The sequence below is a fragment of the Bradyrhizobium sp. CB2312 genome (assembly GCF_029714425.1).
GTDB lineage: Bacteria > Pseudomonadota > Alphaproteobacteria > Rhizobiales > Xanthobacteraceae > Bradyrhizobium.
Genome location: NZ_CP121668.1, coordinates 3,472,604 through 3,488,680, shown reverse-complemented (window position 1 = coordinate 3,488,680; position 16,077 = coordinate 3,472,604). Strand labels below are relative to the sequence as shown.

The following is a 16,077-nucleotide window of genomic DNA, read 5'->3' as shown; positions in this document are numbered from 1 at the left end:
CCCGGGAGGGTAGTTCTATCATTCCCTATCGGAGCAGCGACTCTCGTATCCAGTGGATCGCCGGTACGAAACGGCGACATTGCATTACACGCGCCTGGCAGTCGTTTTCACCAACGGTCCGGTGGTGCATGCCAATGGGGTCTGATCGCGATAGCCGTTAAACGGCTCACACGTTGCGAAAAGGCCCTTACCGGACGGGAGGCCACTCTGAGCCGGACAAGTCGATTATTTCGCCCGGCGCGAGCTGAAATGCTGCAATTCCTCGACCTCCTCCGGCAGGCGCTTCAGCTCGCCCGCGGCAAGAACAGCTTCATTGACCGGCCCGAGGCGGCGAGAGCGTTCGAACAGGAGCTGCTTCATGCAATCATTCACTGCACTTCCGGCGCAGCGGCGGAGCAACGAGGGGCACGCCACGCAGCCATCATGCTTCGTCTCGAGGAAACCCTGAGCAGAAGCATTGGCCAGAGACTGACAGTCCCCGCGCTCTGCGCGGAGATCGGCACACCGGAGCGAACGCTGCGGATGTGCTGCGCAGAGTTCCTGGATCTGAGCCCCATGAGGTATTTGCTGTTGCAGCGATTGAACAAGGCCCGCTCTGCATTGCGACATGCCGATCCGACGACAGCAAGCGTCGCGGAGATCGCACGAAACCATCACTTCCGGGAGCTTGGCCGGTTTGCGGTGACGTATCGCGCGATCTTTGGTGAATCGCCCTCAGCAACGCTTCATCAGAAAACACAAAAAGGCGATCATGCACTTCAACCGCGACGATGACGATGATGTGACAATGCTGCGCATGTGCATTTCATCTTGGATCGACACCGACCCCTGTCCACTCAATCAGCCGAAACTGCATAGCGCATTCAGATCGGTTCGAACCACTCTGTAGACAGCAACGCATCCGACCGAGTGGCGAACGCGATCCCGCGGGGATCGGCGACGTCAATTCCGTCGGCGGGTGGAGCTGGGCGGCGGCTGCGGCCCGCGCTTCGGTAGCCAACTTCAATGGAGCCAACCATGAGCTTGTTCAGAACAGTCTGGGGTGCTCTTGTCGCGGCGTGCGCGGCTACGACAATGGCAAGCGTTCCTGCCTCCGCCCAGCAGGGACAGAAACCCAACATCCTCTTTATCATGGGTGACGACATCGGCTGGATGCAGCCGAGTATCTATCATCAAGGCCTGATGGTAGGTGAAACGCCGAACATTGATCGTATCGGACAAGAAGGTGCGAAGTTCGTGGATTACGTCGCCATGCAGAGTTGCACGTCGGGACGCAATGCGTTCTTCACGGGCATGTATCCGCTGCGCACCGGGATGATTCCGCCGCAGCTTCCGGGCAGCCCGTCCTATCTTCGGCCCGGCACGCCGGCACTTGCCCAATTCCTGCTCGACCTCGGCTACAACACCGGCGAATTCGGCAAGAACCATCTCGGCGACCACACCGAGGCGCTGCCGACCGCGCACGGATTCCAGGAATACTGGGGTTATCTGTACCACCTCGACGCCATGCAGGGGGTGAGCTTCCCCGACATCAACAAGACTCCGCTCCAGCAGACTGTTGCGCCGCCGTGCAAGAATACGCCTATCCCTGGCGTTCCTGAGGTGCCCGGCGCAGTGGATCAGAAGACCACGCTCTGTCTGATGCCGCCGCGTCCCGTGCTCGCGTGCAAGTCTCCTGACGGGACGGGGAAGAACCAGATGTGCAGCGATGAGGGCCCGCTCACGCTGGAACGTTCGAAGACAGTAGACGAGGAGATCTCCGCAAAGGTCGTCGACTTCATGGACCGCAACGACCCCAAGAAGACCGGAAAGCCCTTCTTTGTCTGGTACAACCCGGCTCGCATGCACGTCGTCACCGTTTTGCCACCGAAATACGAAGCGATGGTCGGCGAGCGCGGAGGCAAGGACTGGGGCGTCAACGAAGCCGGCATGAAGCAGATGGACGACAACATCGGCCTTGTCCTCAAGAAGCTGGACGATATGGGCCAGGCCAACAACACCATCGTGGTGTTCACGACCGACAACGGTGCCGAGCAGATCAGCTTCCCGGACGGTGGCATTACGCCATTCAAGGGCCAGAAGGGCGAGGCCTGGGAGGGTGGCTACCGCGCTCCGATGGTGATCAAATGGCCCGGCGTCATCAAGCCCGGCACGGTCAAGAACCAGCTGTTCGCGGCGCTTGACTGGGTCCCCACCCTCGTCGACATCGCTGGCGGCCCCAAGGGCGACGGGCTGAAGCAGCAGATCGAGGACGGGAAGTACCCCGGCATCGTCAAGACCACCCTCGACGGTTTCGACCAGCGCGACTACCTCGAGGGTAAATCGGAGAAGTCCGCGCGCGACTACTTCTTCTATTTCTCAGGCTCAACGCCTTCGGCGGTGCGCTACAAGAACTGGAAGATGTACTACACCATGTCGCAGCCAGGACCGGCGGGCTGGATCATGCCGTTGATCCCCTTCCACTTCACGCTGGTCCAAAATATCAAGCGTGATCCGTTCGAGCAGAATGTCGGCATCGACCAGAAATCGGCGATGAGTCTGGGCGGCGCGCTCGGGGCCCCTGCGACGGCCTTCCAATACGACTGGAACCTACTGCCGATCGGCCAGCAGCTGTGGCTGCAGCACCTGACGAGCTACGAGAAGTTCCCGCCGCTGCAGGCGCCTGAGAGCTACAACCTCAGCCAAATCCTGGAACAGGTCAAGAAAGGCGCTTCCCACGCGGCGAGCGACTAGACGCCCGGACAGGCGTGATGCGAATAGGCGAGCGCCCCCGGGGGCGCTCGTCCACGACAGGCAAGCAATCAACGCAACTTTTCGTACGATCTTTTTTTGAGGGCGGCGAACCCGCCAGCAAGTCCGCACCTGCTCTCGGCAGTGGACACTTGAGGAGTTACTCATGACGATGATGAATCGAACAGCCTGCGTGATGGCTGCTGCCCTGCTCTTTGGCGCAACGCCGGCGCTGGCACAATCCGCGCCTCCGGCCCAGGAACACACACCGCTGCAGAAGGCGATCGGCCGGGCCGGCCCGGAGATCGTTCCGTCGTTGATCGTCATGAACGCCCGCGGCGCGAGCCTGCAAGGCAGCAAGCTCACCCTCGCCGGGGTCGCGCCCAATTCGATCGTTTTCGCGGACCGGCCGACGCGGGCGGCAGGACACACCTTGACGACGCATCTGCTCAAGGAATGGGCGCCGGATAACCAGAGCGACGACAGCTTCACCAAGGATCCCCCGAACGCAACCATCTCCGTGTTCAGCACGGATGGCGCCAAAATCCGCGACGCGGTCGTGGTATTGAAGACGGCCAAGCTGGACGGCGACAAGCTGACCTTCGATGTCGACGTGCTCGAGGGCGAACTGACGGGCGACGACGGCCCAGCGGCACTCTTCATCGATCGCTTCGGTTTTGCCGGCGGCTTCCACGCAGGTGGCTTCCACGCCGGCGCAGGTGGCATCAGTGGCTTCCATGCCGGCGGCTTCCGCGCGGGTGGCGTCGGCGGTGTCGGATACCACCCCTACGTCGCGCGGGGCGCGTGGTATCGCGGCGCTCCCCTGGCCGCCGCCGCCGTCGGCGGCGCCGCGGTGGGAGCTGCGGCGGTGGGTGCTGCGGCAGCGAGTGCTTATCCGTACGCCTATCCTCCGTACTGCGGCTATTACCCCTACGGGCCTTGCTACTAAGGCAGGCTGATGAGGGCTCCGTGAGACCCCGCTTCATGGAGCCCTCCGCTGCAAGTCGGATATCCCGGAAGCCTGGAGGACCGATCATGAATGATTTGAGGACTGCATTTCTCGGGGCGTTCTCAGCGCTTGCCGTGGCAATTTTCATCACTACGCCAGCCTCAGCACAATCGCCGCAGAAGCCCAACGTCCTGGTCATCATGGGCGATGATATCGGATACTGGAATATCAGCGCCTATAATCGCGGCCAAATGGGCTATCGCACGCCCAACATCGATCGCATCGCCAACGAGGGAGCGATCTTCACCGATTATTACGGCCAGCAGTCCTGCACGGCCGGCCGTGCCGCATTCATCACCGGACAAAGCCCCATGCGTACCGGGCTCTTGAAGGTCGGACTGCCGGCCGCCAAGGAGGGACTGTCGGACAAGGACCCCACGATCGCGGAATTGCTGAAGCCGCAGGGCTACGTGACTGGACAGTTCGGCAAGAACCATCTCGGTGACCGCAACGAATTCCTGCCGACGGTCCATGGTTTCGATGCCTTCTTCGGCAACCTCTATCACCTAAACGCCGAGGAGGAACCCGAACACCCCGACTATCCGAAGACCCCGGACTTCCGGGCGCAGTTCGGTCCGCGCGGCGTCCTCAAATGCGTTGCGACCACGACCGACACCCCGGGCGACGATCCACGCTTTGGTCCCTGGGGCAAGCAGAAATGCGAGGACACCGGGCCTCTCACCAGGCAGCGCATGGAAACGGTCGACGAGGAATTCGTACAAGCGACGACGCAATTCATCGACGGAGCGGTGCGCGACCGCAAGCCATTCTTCGTATGGTTCAACCCGACCCGCATGCACATCTGGACGCATCTCAAGCCGTCCTCCCGGGACAAGACTGGCCTCGGCATCTATCCCGACGGCATGGTCGAACACGATGGACATGTCGGCCAGCTGCTGAAAAAGCTCGACGATCTCGGCATTGCCAACAATACGATCGTGATCTACACCACCGACAACGGGGCCGAGTCATTCTCCTGGCCCGATGGTGGCACGACGCCGTTCCGCGGCGAGAAGAACACCAATTGGGAAGGTGGCTATCGGGTGCCGGCCATCGTGCGATGGCCTGGATTGGTCCCACCTCACAGCGAAATCAACGACATCTTCTCCGCGGAAGACTGGACGGCCACACTGGTTGCCGCAGCCGGCGAACCCGACATCAAGAACAAGCTGCTGCAGGGGTATGACGCTGCTGGCAAAACCTTCAAGGTCCATCTCGATGGCTACGATCAGCGCGATCTGCTCGCGGGCAAGGGCCCGGGCAGTCGCCGCGAGTTCTTCTACTGGACTGACGACGGCAACCTAGCGGGCCTGCGCTACTTGCAGTGGAAGGCCGCATTCCTGGAGCAGCGGGCAGAAGGACTGAATGTCTGGTCCGAGCCGATGATTCAATTGCGTCTGCCCAGGATGTTCAATCTTCGCTCCGACCCATTCGAGCGTTCCCAGCACGAGTCCGGTGACTACGTGCGCTGGTTCATCGATCACGCTTTTCTGCTTCTGCCGGCGCAGGCAATCGTGGCCCAGCAAATCGCAACCTTCCGCGAATTTCCGCCCCGCCAGCGGCCCGGCACCTTCTCGGTCGAACAGGCGATGGAGAAGCTGAGGCTGCCCCCCTCGACGAACTAGGAGACGACCATGCACCGCATCGACCGTCGCGCCCTGATCTCAGCACTGACCGTGCTGCCGACCTGTCCAGCCCGCTTCTGACGACGCAGGCAATTGCCCAGGCATCGCCCGGCACGGCTTTGCCCTCATGGAACGACGGGCCGGCGAAACAGGCGATCCTCGACTTCGTACGAGCCACGACCGACACCGCGGACCCAAACCACGTGCCGGCAGAGGAACGGATCGCCGTTTTCGACCAGGATGGCACACTCTGGGTCGAACATCCGATGTACACGCAGGTGATCTATTGCCTGGACCAGGTGCCGGCGCTGGTCGAGAAGAAACCGGAGTTGAAGAACGTCGCTCCCTTCAAAACGGTACTTTCAGGCGACCGCGAGGCGATCGCCAAGCTTCCATTGTCCGAACTCGAGGAAGTCCTGGCTGCGACGCTGTCCGGAATGTCGGTGGACGAGTTCAATGCCACGGCGAAGAAGTGGATCGAAACTGCGCACCATCCGCGCCGGAAGCGTCCCTATACCGAACTCACCTATCAGCCCATGCTCGAGGTGCTGAAATTCTTCCGCGACAACGGCTTCAAGACATACATCGTGACCGGCGGCGGGCAGGACTTCGTCCGCGTCTACGCTCAGCAGATCTATGGCATTCCGACTGAGCAGGTGGTCGGGACCGCAGGCGCGACGAAATTTGGCTATGACAAGGATGGAAAGCCGTTCCTGACCAAGGAGCCGAAGCTGCTTCTGAACGATGACCGCGCCGGCAAGCCCGAAGGAATCCACCTCATGATCGGCAGGCGGCCGCATGCCGCTTTCGGCAACTCGACGGGCGATCGTGAAATGCTGGAGTGGACCGGCGCGGGCCCGGGCACGCGGCTCAAGATGCTTCTGCTCCACGACGATGCCGCCCGCGAGTATGCCTACGGTCCGGCGCAAGGCCTGCCGGACAGAAAGGTCGGTACCTTCACATCGGCCCTCTATGACGAGGCAAAGAAGGGCGGCTGGACGGTGATCAGCATGAAGAACGATTGGAGGCGGGTTTTTTATTCGAGACCTCGTCACGTGAATCTAAAGTTCGCCACATAAAGTCTGCTGGGCTTTGTGGCAGAAGCGTTTGACGGAAGCCAAAATCTGATCTGCGGACTTGGTCCATTTGAAGGGCTTGGGATTTTTGTTGTGCAGGTCGATGAAGGTACGGATGTTGGCCTCGAGCTGCCTGACGGAGGTGTGAACACCTCGCTGGATCTGCTTTCGGGTGAGCTCAGCGAACCAGCGTTCGACCTGATTGATCCATGACGCAGAAGTCGGCGTGAAGTGGACATGATAATGCGGCCGACGGGCGAGCCACGCTTTGATCTTGGGTGTTTTGTGAGTGGCGTAGTTGTCCATGACGATATGGACATCGATTCCCTTCAGGGACTTGAGCGTCGATCTCTTTGAGGAACTTCAAGAACTCGACTGCCCGGTGGCGCTTGTAGCATTTGCCGATGACGAATCCAGAGGCGACATCGAGCGCGGCAAACAGCGAGGTCGTACCATGCCGCACATAGCTGTGCGTGCGCCGTTCCGGTACGCCCGGCATCATCGGCAGGACCGGCTGCTCGCGATCCAGGGCCTGGATCTGGCTTTTCTCATCGACACTGAGGACAAGGGCTCGGTTCGGTGGGGACAGGTAAAGGCCGACGATATCGCGGACCTTGTCGACGAACAGCGGGTCGCTCGACAGCTTGAATGTCTGGCTGCGGTGCGGCTGCAGGCCGAACGCCGTCCACATTCGGCGGATCGTGGTGTGGGAAAGCCAGTTTCCGCAGCCATTGAGCGGATCGACCAGTGCGTCGCGTCGGGTGGCGTTGTACGCAATGTCCGCTCAATTACCTCAGCAACCTGATCGTCGTTGATGGTTCGAGGGCGGCCCGGGCGGGCCTCGTCAAGCAGGCCATCACAGCGATCCTTCAAAAATCGGCGGCGCCACTTGCCAACGGTGTGTTCGTGGAGGCCGAGTTCGACAGCAACAGACTTGCTTGGCAAGCCATCCGCACACCGCAGGATCGCGCGGCAGCGCTCAGATAGCGATCGGGCAACGCGATGACGACGAACTTGTCTCTCCAAGTACGCCCGCTCCGGCGGACTAAGCACCAACGGCGCGATCGGCCGGCCTCGCTCACCTGCATTCGCCACAAGCTCTCTCCTCTGTAGAGATTCGAGCTATCAACTAATGTGACGAACTTGCGTTCCAGATGACTAGCATCGCCGCGGAATGCCTGGCCTGCCGCGTGTCGCCGCCGTGACGCCAGCAGGCCTTCTCGTCGTAGCGGACGGTTTTGAGCCTCGATAACCGCTGGTGACCAGACTAACAAGCTGCCTCGAGATTATCCGCCCTGGCACATCAGCTTGGCCAGTTCGACGTTCACTTTGCATTGCTCCGCGATGGTCTTGACCGCTCGCGCGAAATCGGCATCGCGCAGCAGTTCTTGATAGCTGGCTCCCTTGACGGCCGCCTTTGAGGGCGCCGACAGGTTCACGGCGAGCACAACCAGGTTGACCGCACTCAGTGAACACAGCAGCGCAATCCAGACAATCCTGGCTCGGTACGACATCATCTCACTCCCGGTTTGAAACGCGATCGAGGCGCCATGCCTCGCCTGTGAAGCCGGCATAGTACCACCCAATCGACTTTCGACGTCAACTCCCCCGATGCACCGGGCTGCGAACGGTCCACCGCCCGGCCGCCGAATCTGCATAGTGTCGCTTTCAATCGTGGACTTATACTCAGATCGGTTGAATTCACGCATCTCATGATCGTGGCGAGCGTCGACCGCAGAGATCGCAGGAGCTGACGTCGCGCCGATAGCGGTCAACAGGGCGACGGCTGCGGCACTTGAATTCAGGGAACTATTTCAGGAGCCATGGGTCGCTCGCCGGGGGCCCGCGGCCCGGAGAGGCGCGCAGCGATGACGGCGCTTGATTTCATACGCTCGGACGCACTGGGGCTGCCGTCTCTGGCAAAGTTCGCCATCGCTTTGGCCGTGATCCTCAGCGTCCCCCGGTTGTCGCGTCGAATACGGCTTCCGACCGTCGTTGTGCTGCTTCTCAGCGGCGTGGTGCTCGGGCCTCACGGGGTGGACCTCATCGGAGAGCACAGGCCTGTAGCTGACTTCTTTGCCGACCTCGGCAAGCTGCTCCTGATGTTCTTCGCCGGCCTCGAAATCGATCTCACGCGATTCAAGCAAGCCCGGCAGCGCACCCTTGTGTTCGGTCTCCTGACCACTGCATTGCCGCTATTTCTGGGGACCGCCGTCGGACTGTTGCTCGGCTACGGAACGCTTGGCGCCATCGTCCTCGGGTCCCTGCTCGCGTCCCATACCTTGCTCGGAGGTCCGATCGTCGCCCGCCTCGCGCTCGTGCGGCAGGAGCCGATCACGGTCACCTATGGCGCGACGGTCATGTCGGACACCCTGTCGCTGCTGGTGTTCGCGGTTTGCCTCGCCTCCTTCAAAAGCGGTTTCTCCCTGTCTATCCTCGTGATACAGACCGTGGAGATCGCTATTTTCGTTCCCCTGATCCTGTTCGGTCTCAGTCGCGCGGGCACGTATGTCCTCGCCAAACAAGATCACGAGGACGAATACTTCATCGCCATGCTCCTGATCGTCGCAATCACGGGCATGCTGGCACAATCCATCAATCTGCCGGGGATTGTCGGCGCATTCCTGGCTGGACTGGCAATCAACGTCGCGGCCCACGCCAAGCCGGCAAAGGAGAAACTGGAGTTCATCGGCAACTCCTTTTTTATCCCGATCTTCTTCATCGTCACCGGCTTCCTGATTGATCCCCCGGCGTTTCTTTCCAGCATTCTCGACAATGGTGGTCTGGTCGTCAGCATCGTCGGAGCGCTGTTCATCGGCAAATGGCTGGCGGCCGAGTTCGCGGGACGAATGTTCGGATATTCAGCTGCAGCGCGCCACACCATTTGGTCGCTCACCCTACCGCAGGTGGCGGCAACGCTGGCCGCGACGCTTGTCGCCTATGACACGCTCGACCCCGCCGGTCATCGGCTGGTCGATGAGCGACTACTCAACGCGGTTCTGGTGTTGATGCTGACCACCGCAATAGCAGGGCCGGTTCTGACCGCACGTTTTGCCCCGCTGATGCTCAAGGATGGGATCACGCCCGATCAATCCGCCCGCATCGCGGAACAGGCAAGCGCGGCGCCTGGCACCGCCCGGGACCCGGCTCCGGCCGCGAACACGTCGCCAACCAACGGCTAGATTGGCGTTCGCGCCATCCGGATGGCCCGATAGCGATCTTGCCGAATCTGCATAGCGGCGGCGTGACGCTTTTCTAGGATTCCCCTTCCCTTCAATGGACATCAATTCGTGGCGCGTAGCAAGAACAGGGCTTCCGGGAAGCAGATGCCACCGCAGCACCTCCCCACACCAGGCTCCGTGGGATCTTCGGCGCACGCACCTCACGACGCCAGCACACCGGGTTTCCAACGGTGGCGCCTACGGCCGCGCCTGCTCGTCGGGTTAATTCTGGCGGCCATTCTTGCAGGTGGTTCTGCACTCGTTCTCGCCGCCACCGGCAAGTCCTTCCTGCCCACCGGCCGGAACGAGGCTGGCGCGCTGTCTTTCGTGGGCAGCGACGCCTGCTCCGGGTGCCACCAGGCCGAAGCTGCGCTATGGAATGGCTCCCAGCACAAACACGCCATGCAGCACGCGACCGCCGCCACCGTGCTCGGAAACTTCGACGATGCGGGCTTCGACTATTTTGGCGTGCACTCACGCTTCTTCAAGAAGGATGGGAAATTCTTCGTCGAAACCGATGGCCCCGACGGCAAGCTCGCAACCTTCGACGTCAAATATACTTTCGGCGTCGAGCCGTTGCAGCAATACCTGATCGAATTCCCGGATGGTCGCATCCAGGCGCTTTCCATCGCCTGGGATACCCGGCCGAGGGATCAGGGCGGGCAGCGCTGGTTTCATCTCTATCCCGATGAGGAGATCAAACACAACGACGTATTGCACTGGACCAAGCTCAACCAGAATTGGAACTTCATGTGTGCCGAATGCCATTCAACCGGCGTGCAGAAGAACTACGACGCGGCCAATGACCGTTTTCGCACGACCTGGACAGAAATCAGCGTCGGCTGCGAGGGGTGTCACGGCAAGGGCTCCCGCCACGTCGATTGGTCACGCAGTCAGCGGAGCTGGTTTCGAACGAACGATGATCCGAAAAAGGGGCTGATCGCGTTACTGGACGAGCGCAAGGATATCAGTTGGCACGCCGATCCGAAGACCGGCAATCCGCAACGCCGCATACCGCCGGCCGTGATGCGCAAGGAAGTCGAGACCTGCGGCTTCTGCCATGGGCGGCGCGGAGAATTTTCCGAAGACTGGGTGCCGGGACAGCCCTTGTCGGACACGCACGCCGTCGCGCTTCTTTCTCGCGGGCTCTACCATGCCGACGGGCAGATGCGGGACGAGGTGTACAATTACGGACCGTTCAAGCAGAGCAAGATGTTCGCCGCAGGCGTCACCTGCAGCGATTGCCATGAACCCCACTCCACGAAATTGCGCGCATCTGCCGACGGCGTCTGCCTTCAATGCCACGCCCCGGACAAATATGAGACTGCCGCGCACAGCGGCCACGGAAACGTCACGCCGGCGGTGACTTGCGCCTCATGCCACATGCCCGTCAGCACCTACATGGGTGTCGACAAGCGGCACGATCACAGCCTCCGGATTCCCAGGCCGGATATTTCCGTGAAGCTCGGTACGCCGAACGCGTGCAACAACTGCCACGGCGACAAGCCCGCGCAATGGGCGGCGGACGCGGTCGAACGATGGCATGGACCGGTTCGGAAGGGCTTTCAGAATTACGCCGACGCACTCCAGGCTTCCTGGACCGACGGGGCTCAGGCGGCTCAATTGCTGGCGATCGTGGCAGCCAGCCCAACGGCTCCGGCCATCGCGCGCGCAAGCGCCCTGAACGAGCTTCATTCGAGGGTAACGCCTGCGAATATCGACCTCGCGCGCAAAGGGGTGGCCGATCCCGACCCGATGGTACGGATCGCGACGCTCGACATGCTCGATGGTCTTCCTGGCGAGAGGATATGGCCGCTAGTCTCTCCGCTCCTGTCCGACCCGAGCCGCGGCGTCCGGATTAGGGCGGTGTCGGTGCTGGCCGCGGTGCCCGACGCCAACCAACCCGCTCCGGACCGCGCAGCATTCGATCGCGCCAGCGCGGAATTCATCGCAGCCCAACGCCTCAATGCGGATCGGCCGGAAGCGCGCGCGACTCTAGGAAGCTTCTATGCAAGGCGCGGCCAGACGGCCGATGCCGAAAGCGAGTACAAGGCGGCCCTGCGGCTCAGCCCCCAATACACCCCGGCGGCAATCAACCTTGCGGATCTCTATCGGCAGTTCTGGCGGGATGCGGACGGCGAGAGCGTCCTGCGGACGGCGCTCGAGGCCTCGTCGCAAGACGGCGGCTTGCATCACGCTCTCGGACTCACCCTTACTCGGCAGAAACGGGCGAGCGACGCGCTGGACGAGTTCCGGACGGCCGCCGCGCTCGAGCCCGACCGGGCGCGCTATGCCTATGTGTACGCTGTGGCGCTGCATTCGTCGGGCCGTGTCGCCGAAGCGATGGAGGTTTTGAAGGACACCCTGTCCCGGCACCCGGATGACCGTGACACTCTGCAGGCGCTCGTCACGTTCAACCGGGGTGCCGGAAACATCGACGCCGCCCTCGACTACGCCGAGCGGCTTTCCCGGCTGACGCCGAATGACCGCGAGTTGACGCGTTTCATCAATGGCCTTCGCGCCCAGCAGAAATGACGGGCCACAGTCCCACGCGCGAGAGCCCGGCTGAGTTGCGGAAACGCCCTCACGGCCGAAACTGCATAGCCCCGCGATTGGACCGCCACAAGGATGAAGGCGAGGTTGCTGGGGCCGCGACTTCAGTTCTTCGGAAAGGAAAGTTCCGATGACGAAGTTTATTCTCGCCGTTGCATCCGCGCTGCTTGCGAGTCAATCGAGCATCAGCGTCCGCGTCGCGGATATGGCAGTCAAGGCTCCTCCGATTCCGGCGCCGCTGTACAATTGGAATGGATTTTACGTCGGCGCGAATGCCGGTGGCGCGTGGACCAACGGCAGCCTGAGCATTCCGAGCAACAATCTGTACGGCGGCGCCACCGGATTCATCGCCGGTGTGCAAGCCGGCTACAATTTCCAGGCGGGTCACTTCCTGTTTGGGGTAGAAGACGATTTCGACGGGGCGACGTTTGGTTCATTTTGCGCTTCCGACGCCTACCCTCGGCACGGTGCAGCGCAACCGAACAGAAGCGAGATGGAGAGCGAAGCAACGATCGAGCTCTGTCGGCGCATGACTATGTTTCTCCTGGCACTCGGTCTGGGACGGCAGTTGCCGCCTCGGCCGTGTCAATCAGTTCATCAAGACTCGACTCCGGCCCCTATCGGCCGCCGTTCGGAAACTGCGTAATGTTCGGCGCCGGCGGATTGGGATATTTCTTGACCGACCCCAGATACTCCTCGACCACCTTCAGCGCCGGCTCGGAAATCCAGCCAAACAATCCGGCGACGACGAGGTCTTCGTGCGGGTCCATCTCGACGTTGTAGGCCCGCGGGTAGCCGGCCATCGGAGCGCTGGCGGAGAAAATTCCCGGCTGGCGCTGCGGTCCCGATCCGGTCGGATGGACGTCGGTGAAATACATTCGCCATTGCTTCCACCGCACGGCCACAACGTCGCCGCCGATGAAACTCAAGAGGCTTTCGCGGTGTCCCATCCCACCGTCGCCAAGCAAGACGTCCGTCTGATCGATGCCGTCGATCGGACGGTCCGTCGGAATGCTGCCGCCGATAATGCGGGAAAAGGTCGGCAGGAAATCCATGATCGAAAACATCGCGTAGGATGTGGTGTTGGGTTTGACCTTTCCCGGCCAGCGGATGATCGCTGCGGTGCGGATCGCGCCCTCGGTCGCTTCCCCCAGCTCGCCGCGGAAGGGACCGGCGTTGCCCATGTCCGGCGTGCCCTGATTGCCGAACTCCCGTGCGGTTTCGCCATACGGCCCGTTGTCGGAGGCAAACACCACGATGGTGTCGTCGTCCACGCCGAGCTCCTTGATCGTGTCGAGAACCCGACCGACGTGGTAGTCACCCTCCATCATCTTGTCGCCGTAGTTGCCAATCCGCGATTTCCCTTCGAATTGCTTCGAAGGCGAGTTCGGCACATGCCCCATCGAGAAGGGCAGATAAAGGAAGAACGGCTTGCCGGCCGATCTCTGCCGCCGCATGAAGTCGATCGATTTATCGACCAGCTCGTAGTCGATATTGGCGCGCACCTCCGGAGTGAATGGCTTTACGTTTCGCAAGGGACCGCCGGCCGTCGCCTCGACGATCTGTGGCCCACGCTCCAGAAGCACGCCGGGCGGCGCCGGAATTGACTTGGTCAGCTCGATGGTGCTGACGTAAGTTGCGGCGTCCCAGGAAATCGCCGGCGGGATACCGTAGAACTCGTCAAACCCGTGGGCAGTCGGCAAGCTCTCGGGGGCGCTTCCCAGATGCCACTTGCCAAAGACGGCGGTGGCGTAACCGGCCCGCTTGAACAGTTCACCCATCGTGAAGGCCCGGCCGGGAAGTGTATACGGGCTTCCCTCGATGGCGATCAGCGACAGACCGCTGCGAATTGAATACTGCCCGGTCATCAAGGCCGCCCGCGAAGGCGTGCAGGCTGGTTCGACGAGAAACTGGGTGAGACGCATTCCTTCGCGCGCCAACTGGTCAATCCGCGGCGTCGGGGCGCCTCGCAACTCTCCACCGCCATATGAACCCAGGTCGCCGTAGCCAACGTTGTCGGCGAGGATGAAAACCACGTTCGGTTTTTGCGACTGCTGGGCGGCGACCGGCGCAAGTCCCATCGCCGCGGCGATAAACAAGGCCAGCGGAAGAACGGACAGGCCCTTATCTTTTCGCATCGTCCACATCCTCGTTCTTTCCGACTACCAGGAAGCTCGGCTGGTTCGAACAGTCGCGATGAGGGGCGTCTTCACCGGCGCCGCCCGGACCTTGCTGCCGGATGGACGGCAATGTCGATCAGCATCTGACGGATCATGTTGACCGCACCGGTGATCTTGCCCGGCTGCGTCCTACCTTCATTGCGCGGCTGGCTGACGGCCCGCCCCGCTCTGGATCGCGAGACATTCATTCGACACCGCAACACTCGCCCGATCCTCCGAACTGACACCGTCAGTCTATCGACCGGTCCATGGCCCGCTATGCAGATCCGGCCCGCATGTGCGCAGTTGGCTTGCAACTCTGAAGCACCAGCGGTGATGAAGCGATCGCGAGGGTATCCGCGAGACTGCATTGGTGCCGATTGAGTCGCCGCCGGAGACGCTGTGCCGACCACCAGATCGAACCGCAATGTCCCTCAACCACCTATCGTCGCTTACATGGGCGAAATCGCACAAACGAATTACCAGGCGCCGCATGACTGTGACTTCCCGGCTACAGATGCGGACAAAACCATCGCGCCGCCAGCGCATTGCCGTTTTTGCATAGATCCGCTCCGGCCCAATTCGCTTACTGTCACGCGGGTTCTCGAGGTAAGGAGCCAAAGATGCGGTGCTTTAGTATAGCAGTCGATCTGCCACTGAAGGTGGTGGCCGTTGCCGCCCTGTTGCTTTCGCCCGCACACACCGCGCTTGCCGACGAAGGCGGTGTCAGCTTTTGGGTACCCGGGCTGTACGGCAGCCTTGCCGCCGTACCCCAGCAGGCGCCAGGCTGGTCGGTGACCACGATCTACTGGCATGACTCGGTATCGGCCGGCCGCGACGTGTCGCGAGCCCGCGAGTTTCAGATCGGCGGTATTCCCGCAAACGTGACAGCCAACGTGAATGCCAACCTCAATTCCAATTTGAATCTGGGCTTCCTGATCGCGAACTACACCTTTGCGACGCCATTGTTCGGTGCGCAGGCTTCTGCCGGTATGATGGGAGTGTACGGCTCCAATTCCACTTCACTGGCCGGAGCACTGACCGGGACAGTGACGACGCCGGGAGGCACCTTCCCCTTCTCACGTTTCGACAGCATCAACAGTTCGCTCACGGCATTCGGAGACCTATACCCGCAATTCACGCTGAAGTGGAATGCCGGCGTCAACAACTTCATGACTTACATCACCGGCGACCTTCCGGCCGGAGCCTACCAATCGAACCGTCTCGCGAATATCGGCATAGGACATTGGGCGATCGACGCGGGTGGTGGCTACACCTATTTCGACCCGAAGACCGGGCGTGAAGCTTCAGCGGTGCTCGGCTTCACCTACAACTTCATCGATCCGGCAACTCAATACCAGAATGGCGTTGACATGCACCTCGACTGGGGCGCGTCGCAGTTTTTGACCAAGCAGATTCAGGTCGGTCTTGTCGGTTACCTATACCAGCAACTCAGCTGCGACAGCGGGTCAGGCGATCGCGTCGGCTGTTTTAAGTCGCGTGTGGCCGGTGTCGGCCCGCAATTCGGCTACATCTTTCCGGTCGGAGACATGCAGGGATATCTCAATCTGAAGGCCTATGGCGAGTTCGCCAATGAAAATCGGCCGGCGGGCTGGAATCTCTGGCTAACGTTCAATCTCTCGCCGACGGCCCCGACGCCAGCGGCACCCACAAGGCCGAGGTTCACGAAGTAGGAGCGGAAGG

Annotated in this window: 11 protein-coding genes and 1 pseudogene; 9 read left to right on the top strand and 3 right to left on the bottom strand. The window is 61.4% G+C overall.

The annotated features are described in order from the left end of the window. The first annotated feature begins 249 nt into the window (after positions 1–249). From QA642_RS16850 to QA642_RS16830, 5 genes are all read left to right on the top strand, one after another. Positions 250–774 (top strand): helix-turn-helix transcriptional regulator, encoded by a 525-nt coding sequence (locus QA642_RS16850; RefSeq protein ID WP_283085632.1) that lies wholly within the window; start codon positions 250–252, stop codon positions 772–774. A 300-nt stretch (positions 775–1,074) separates the two neighbouring features. Next, positions 1,075–2,733 carry an arylsulfatase gene (locus QA642_RS16845; protein ID WP_283086913.1) on the top strand — a complete coding sequence of 553 codons (1,659 nt, stop codon included), beginning with the start codon at positions 1,075–1,077 and terminating at the stop codon, positions 2,731–2,733. A 163-nt stretch (positions 2,734–2,896) separates the two neighbouring features. Then, the gene (locus tag QA642_RS16840; protein ID WP_283085631.1) at positions 2,897–3,679 is read left to right on the top strand and encodes a hypothetical protein; all 783 of its coding nucleotides are present in this window, start codon (positions 2,897–2,899) and stop codon (positions 3,677–3,679) included. Between the two features lie 86 nt (positions 3,680–3,765). Beyond that, positions 3,766–5,364: an arylsulfatase gene (locus tag QA642_RS16835; RefSeq protein ID WP_283085630.1), complete on the top strand. Its 1,599-nt coding sequence runs from the start codon at positions 3,766–3,768 to the stop codon at positions 5,362–5,364. A 203-nt stretch (positions 5,365–5,567) separates the two neighbouring features. Continuing rightward, positions 5,568–6,443: an HAD family hydrolase gene (locus QA642_RS16830; protein ID WP_283085629.1), complete on the top strand. Its 876-nt coding sequence runs from the start codon at positions 5,568–5,570 to the stop codon at positions 6,441–6,443. Here QA642_RS16830 and QA642_RS16825 read toward each other — a convergent pair. Both QA642_RS16825 and QA642_RS16820 read right to left on the bottom strand, forming a co-directional pair. Further along, a pseudogene (locus QA642_RS16825) lies at positions 6,426–7,535 on the bottom strand (IS630 family transposase). The gene QA642_RS16830 and the pseudogene QA642_RS16825 overlap by 18 nt on opposite strands. Before the next feature lie 191 nt (positions 7,536–7,726). Beyond that, on the bottom strand, positions 7,727–8,149 hold the full coding sequence (locus QA642_RS16820; protein WP_283085628.1) for a hypothetical protein: 423 nt from the start codon (positions 8,147–8,149) through the stop codon (positions 7,727–7,729). Between the two features lie 159 nt (positions 8,150–8,308). Here QA642_RS16820 and QA642_RS16815 point away from each other — a divergent pair, with 159 nt between their 5' ends. From QA642_RS16815 to QA642_RS16805, 3 genes are all read left to right on the top strand, one after another. Further along, positions 8,309–9,622: a cation:proton antiporter gene (locus QA642_RS16815; protein WP_283085627.1), complete on the top strand. Its 1,314-nt coding sequence runs from the start codon at positions 8,309–8,311 to the stop codon at positions 9,620–9,622. A gap of 441 nt (positions 9,623–10,063) precedes the next feature. Beyond that, positions 10,064–12,196: an ammonia-forming cytochrome c nitrite reductase subunit c552 gene (locus QA642_RS16810; protein WP_349253848.1), complete on the top strand. Its 2,133-nt coding sequence runs from the start codon at positions 10,064–10,066 to the stop codon at positions 12,194–12,196. A gap of 148 nt (positions 12,197–12,344) precedes the next feature. After that, the gene (locus QA642_RS16805; protein WP_283085626.1) at positions 12,345–12,860 is read left to right on the top strand and encodes a hypothetical protein; all 516 of its coding nucleotides are present in this window, start codon (positions 12,345–12,347) and stop codon (positions 12,858–12,860) included. On the opposite strand, the gene QA642_RS16800 is transcribed toward QA642_RS16805, so the two are convergent. Continuing rightward, entirely contained in the window at positions 12,832–14,352 is a 1,521-nt protein-coding gene (locus QA642_RS16800; protein WP_283085625.1) for an arylsulfatase, read from the bottom strand. The two genes, QA642_RS16805 and QA642_RS16800, sit on opposite strands and share 29 nt — an antisense overlap. 644 nt (positions 14,353–14,996) lie before the next feature. Here QA642_RS16800 and QA642_RS16795 point away from each other — a divergent pair. After that, positions 14,997–16,067 carry a transporter gene (locus tag QA642_RS16795; protein WP_283085624.1) on the top strand — a complete coding sequence of 357 codons (1,071 nt, stop codon included), beginning with the start codon at positions 14,997–14,999 and terminating at the stop codon, positions 16,065–16,067. Positions 16,068–16,077: the final 10 nt, after the last annotated feature.

Coding starts and splice junctions, on each gene's coding strand:
- QA642_RS16850 (WP_283085632.1), top strand. CDS start 250: ATGCTGCAATTCCTCGACCTCCTCCGGCAGGCGCTTCAGCTCGCCCGC.
- QA642_RS16845 (WP_283086913.1), top strand. CDS start 1,075: ATGGCAAGCGTTCCTGCCTCCGCCCAGCAGGGACAGAAACCCAACATC.
- QA642_RS16840 (WP_283085631.1), top strand. CDS start 2,897: ATGACGATGATGAATCGAACAGCCTGCGTGATGGCTGCTGCCCTGCTC.
- QA642_RS16835 (WP_283085630.1), top strand. CDS start 3,766: ATGAATGATTTGAGGACTGCATTTCTCGGGGCGTTCTCAGCGCTTGCC.
- QA642_RS16820 (WP_283085628.1), bottom strand. CDS start 8,149: ATGCGTGAATTCAACCGATCTGAGTATAAGTCCACGATTGAAAGCGAC.
- QA642_RS16815 (WP_283085627.1), top strand. CDS start 8,309: ATGACGGCGCTTGATTTCATACGCTCGGACGCACTGGGGCTGCCGTCT.
- QA642_RS16810 (WP_349253848.1), top strand. CDS start 10,064: ATGCAGCACGCGACCGCCGCCACCGTGCTCGGAAACTTCGACGATGCG.
- QA642_RS16805 (WP_283085626.1), top strand. CDS start 12,345: ATGACGAAGTTTATTCTCGCCGTTGCATCCGCGCTGCTTGCGAGTCAA.
- QA642_RS16800 (WP_283085625.1), bottom strand. CDS start 14,352: ATGCGAAAAGATAAGGGCCTGTCCGTTCTTCCGCTGGCCTTGTTTATC.
- QA642_RS16795 (WP_283085624.1), top strand. CDS start 14,997: ATGCGGTGCTTTAGTATAGCAGTCGATCTGCCACTGAAGGTGGTGGCC.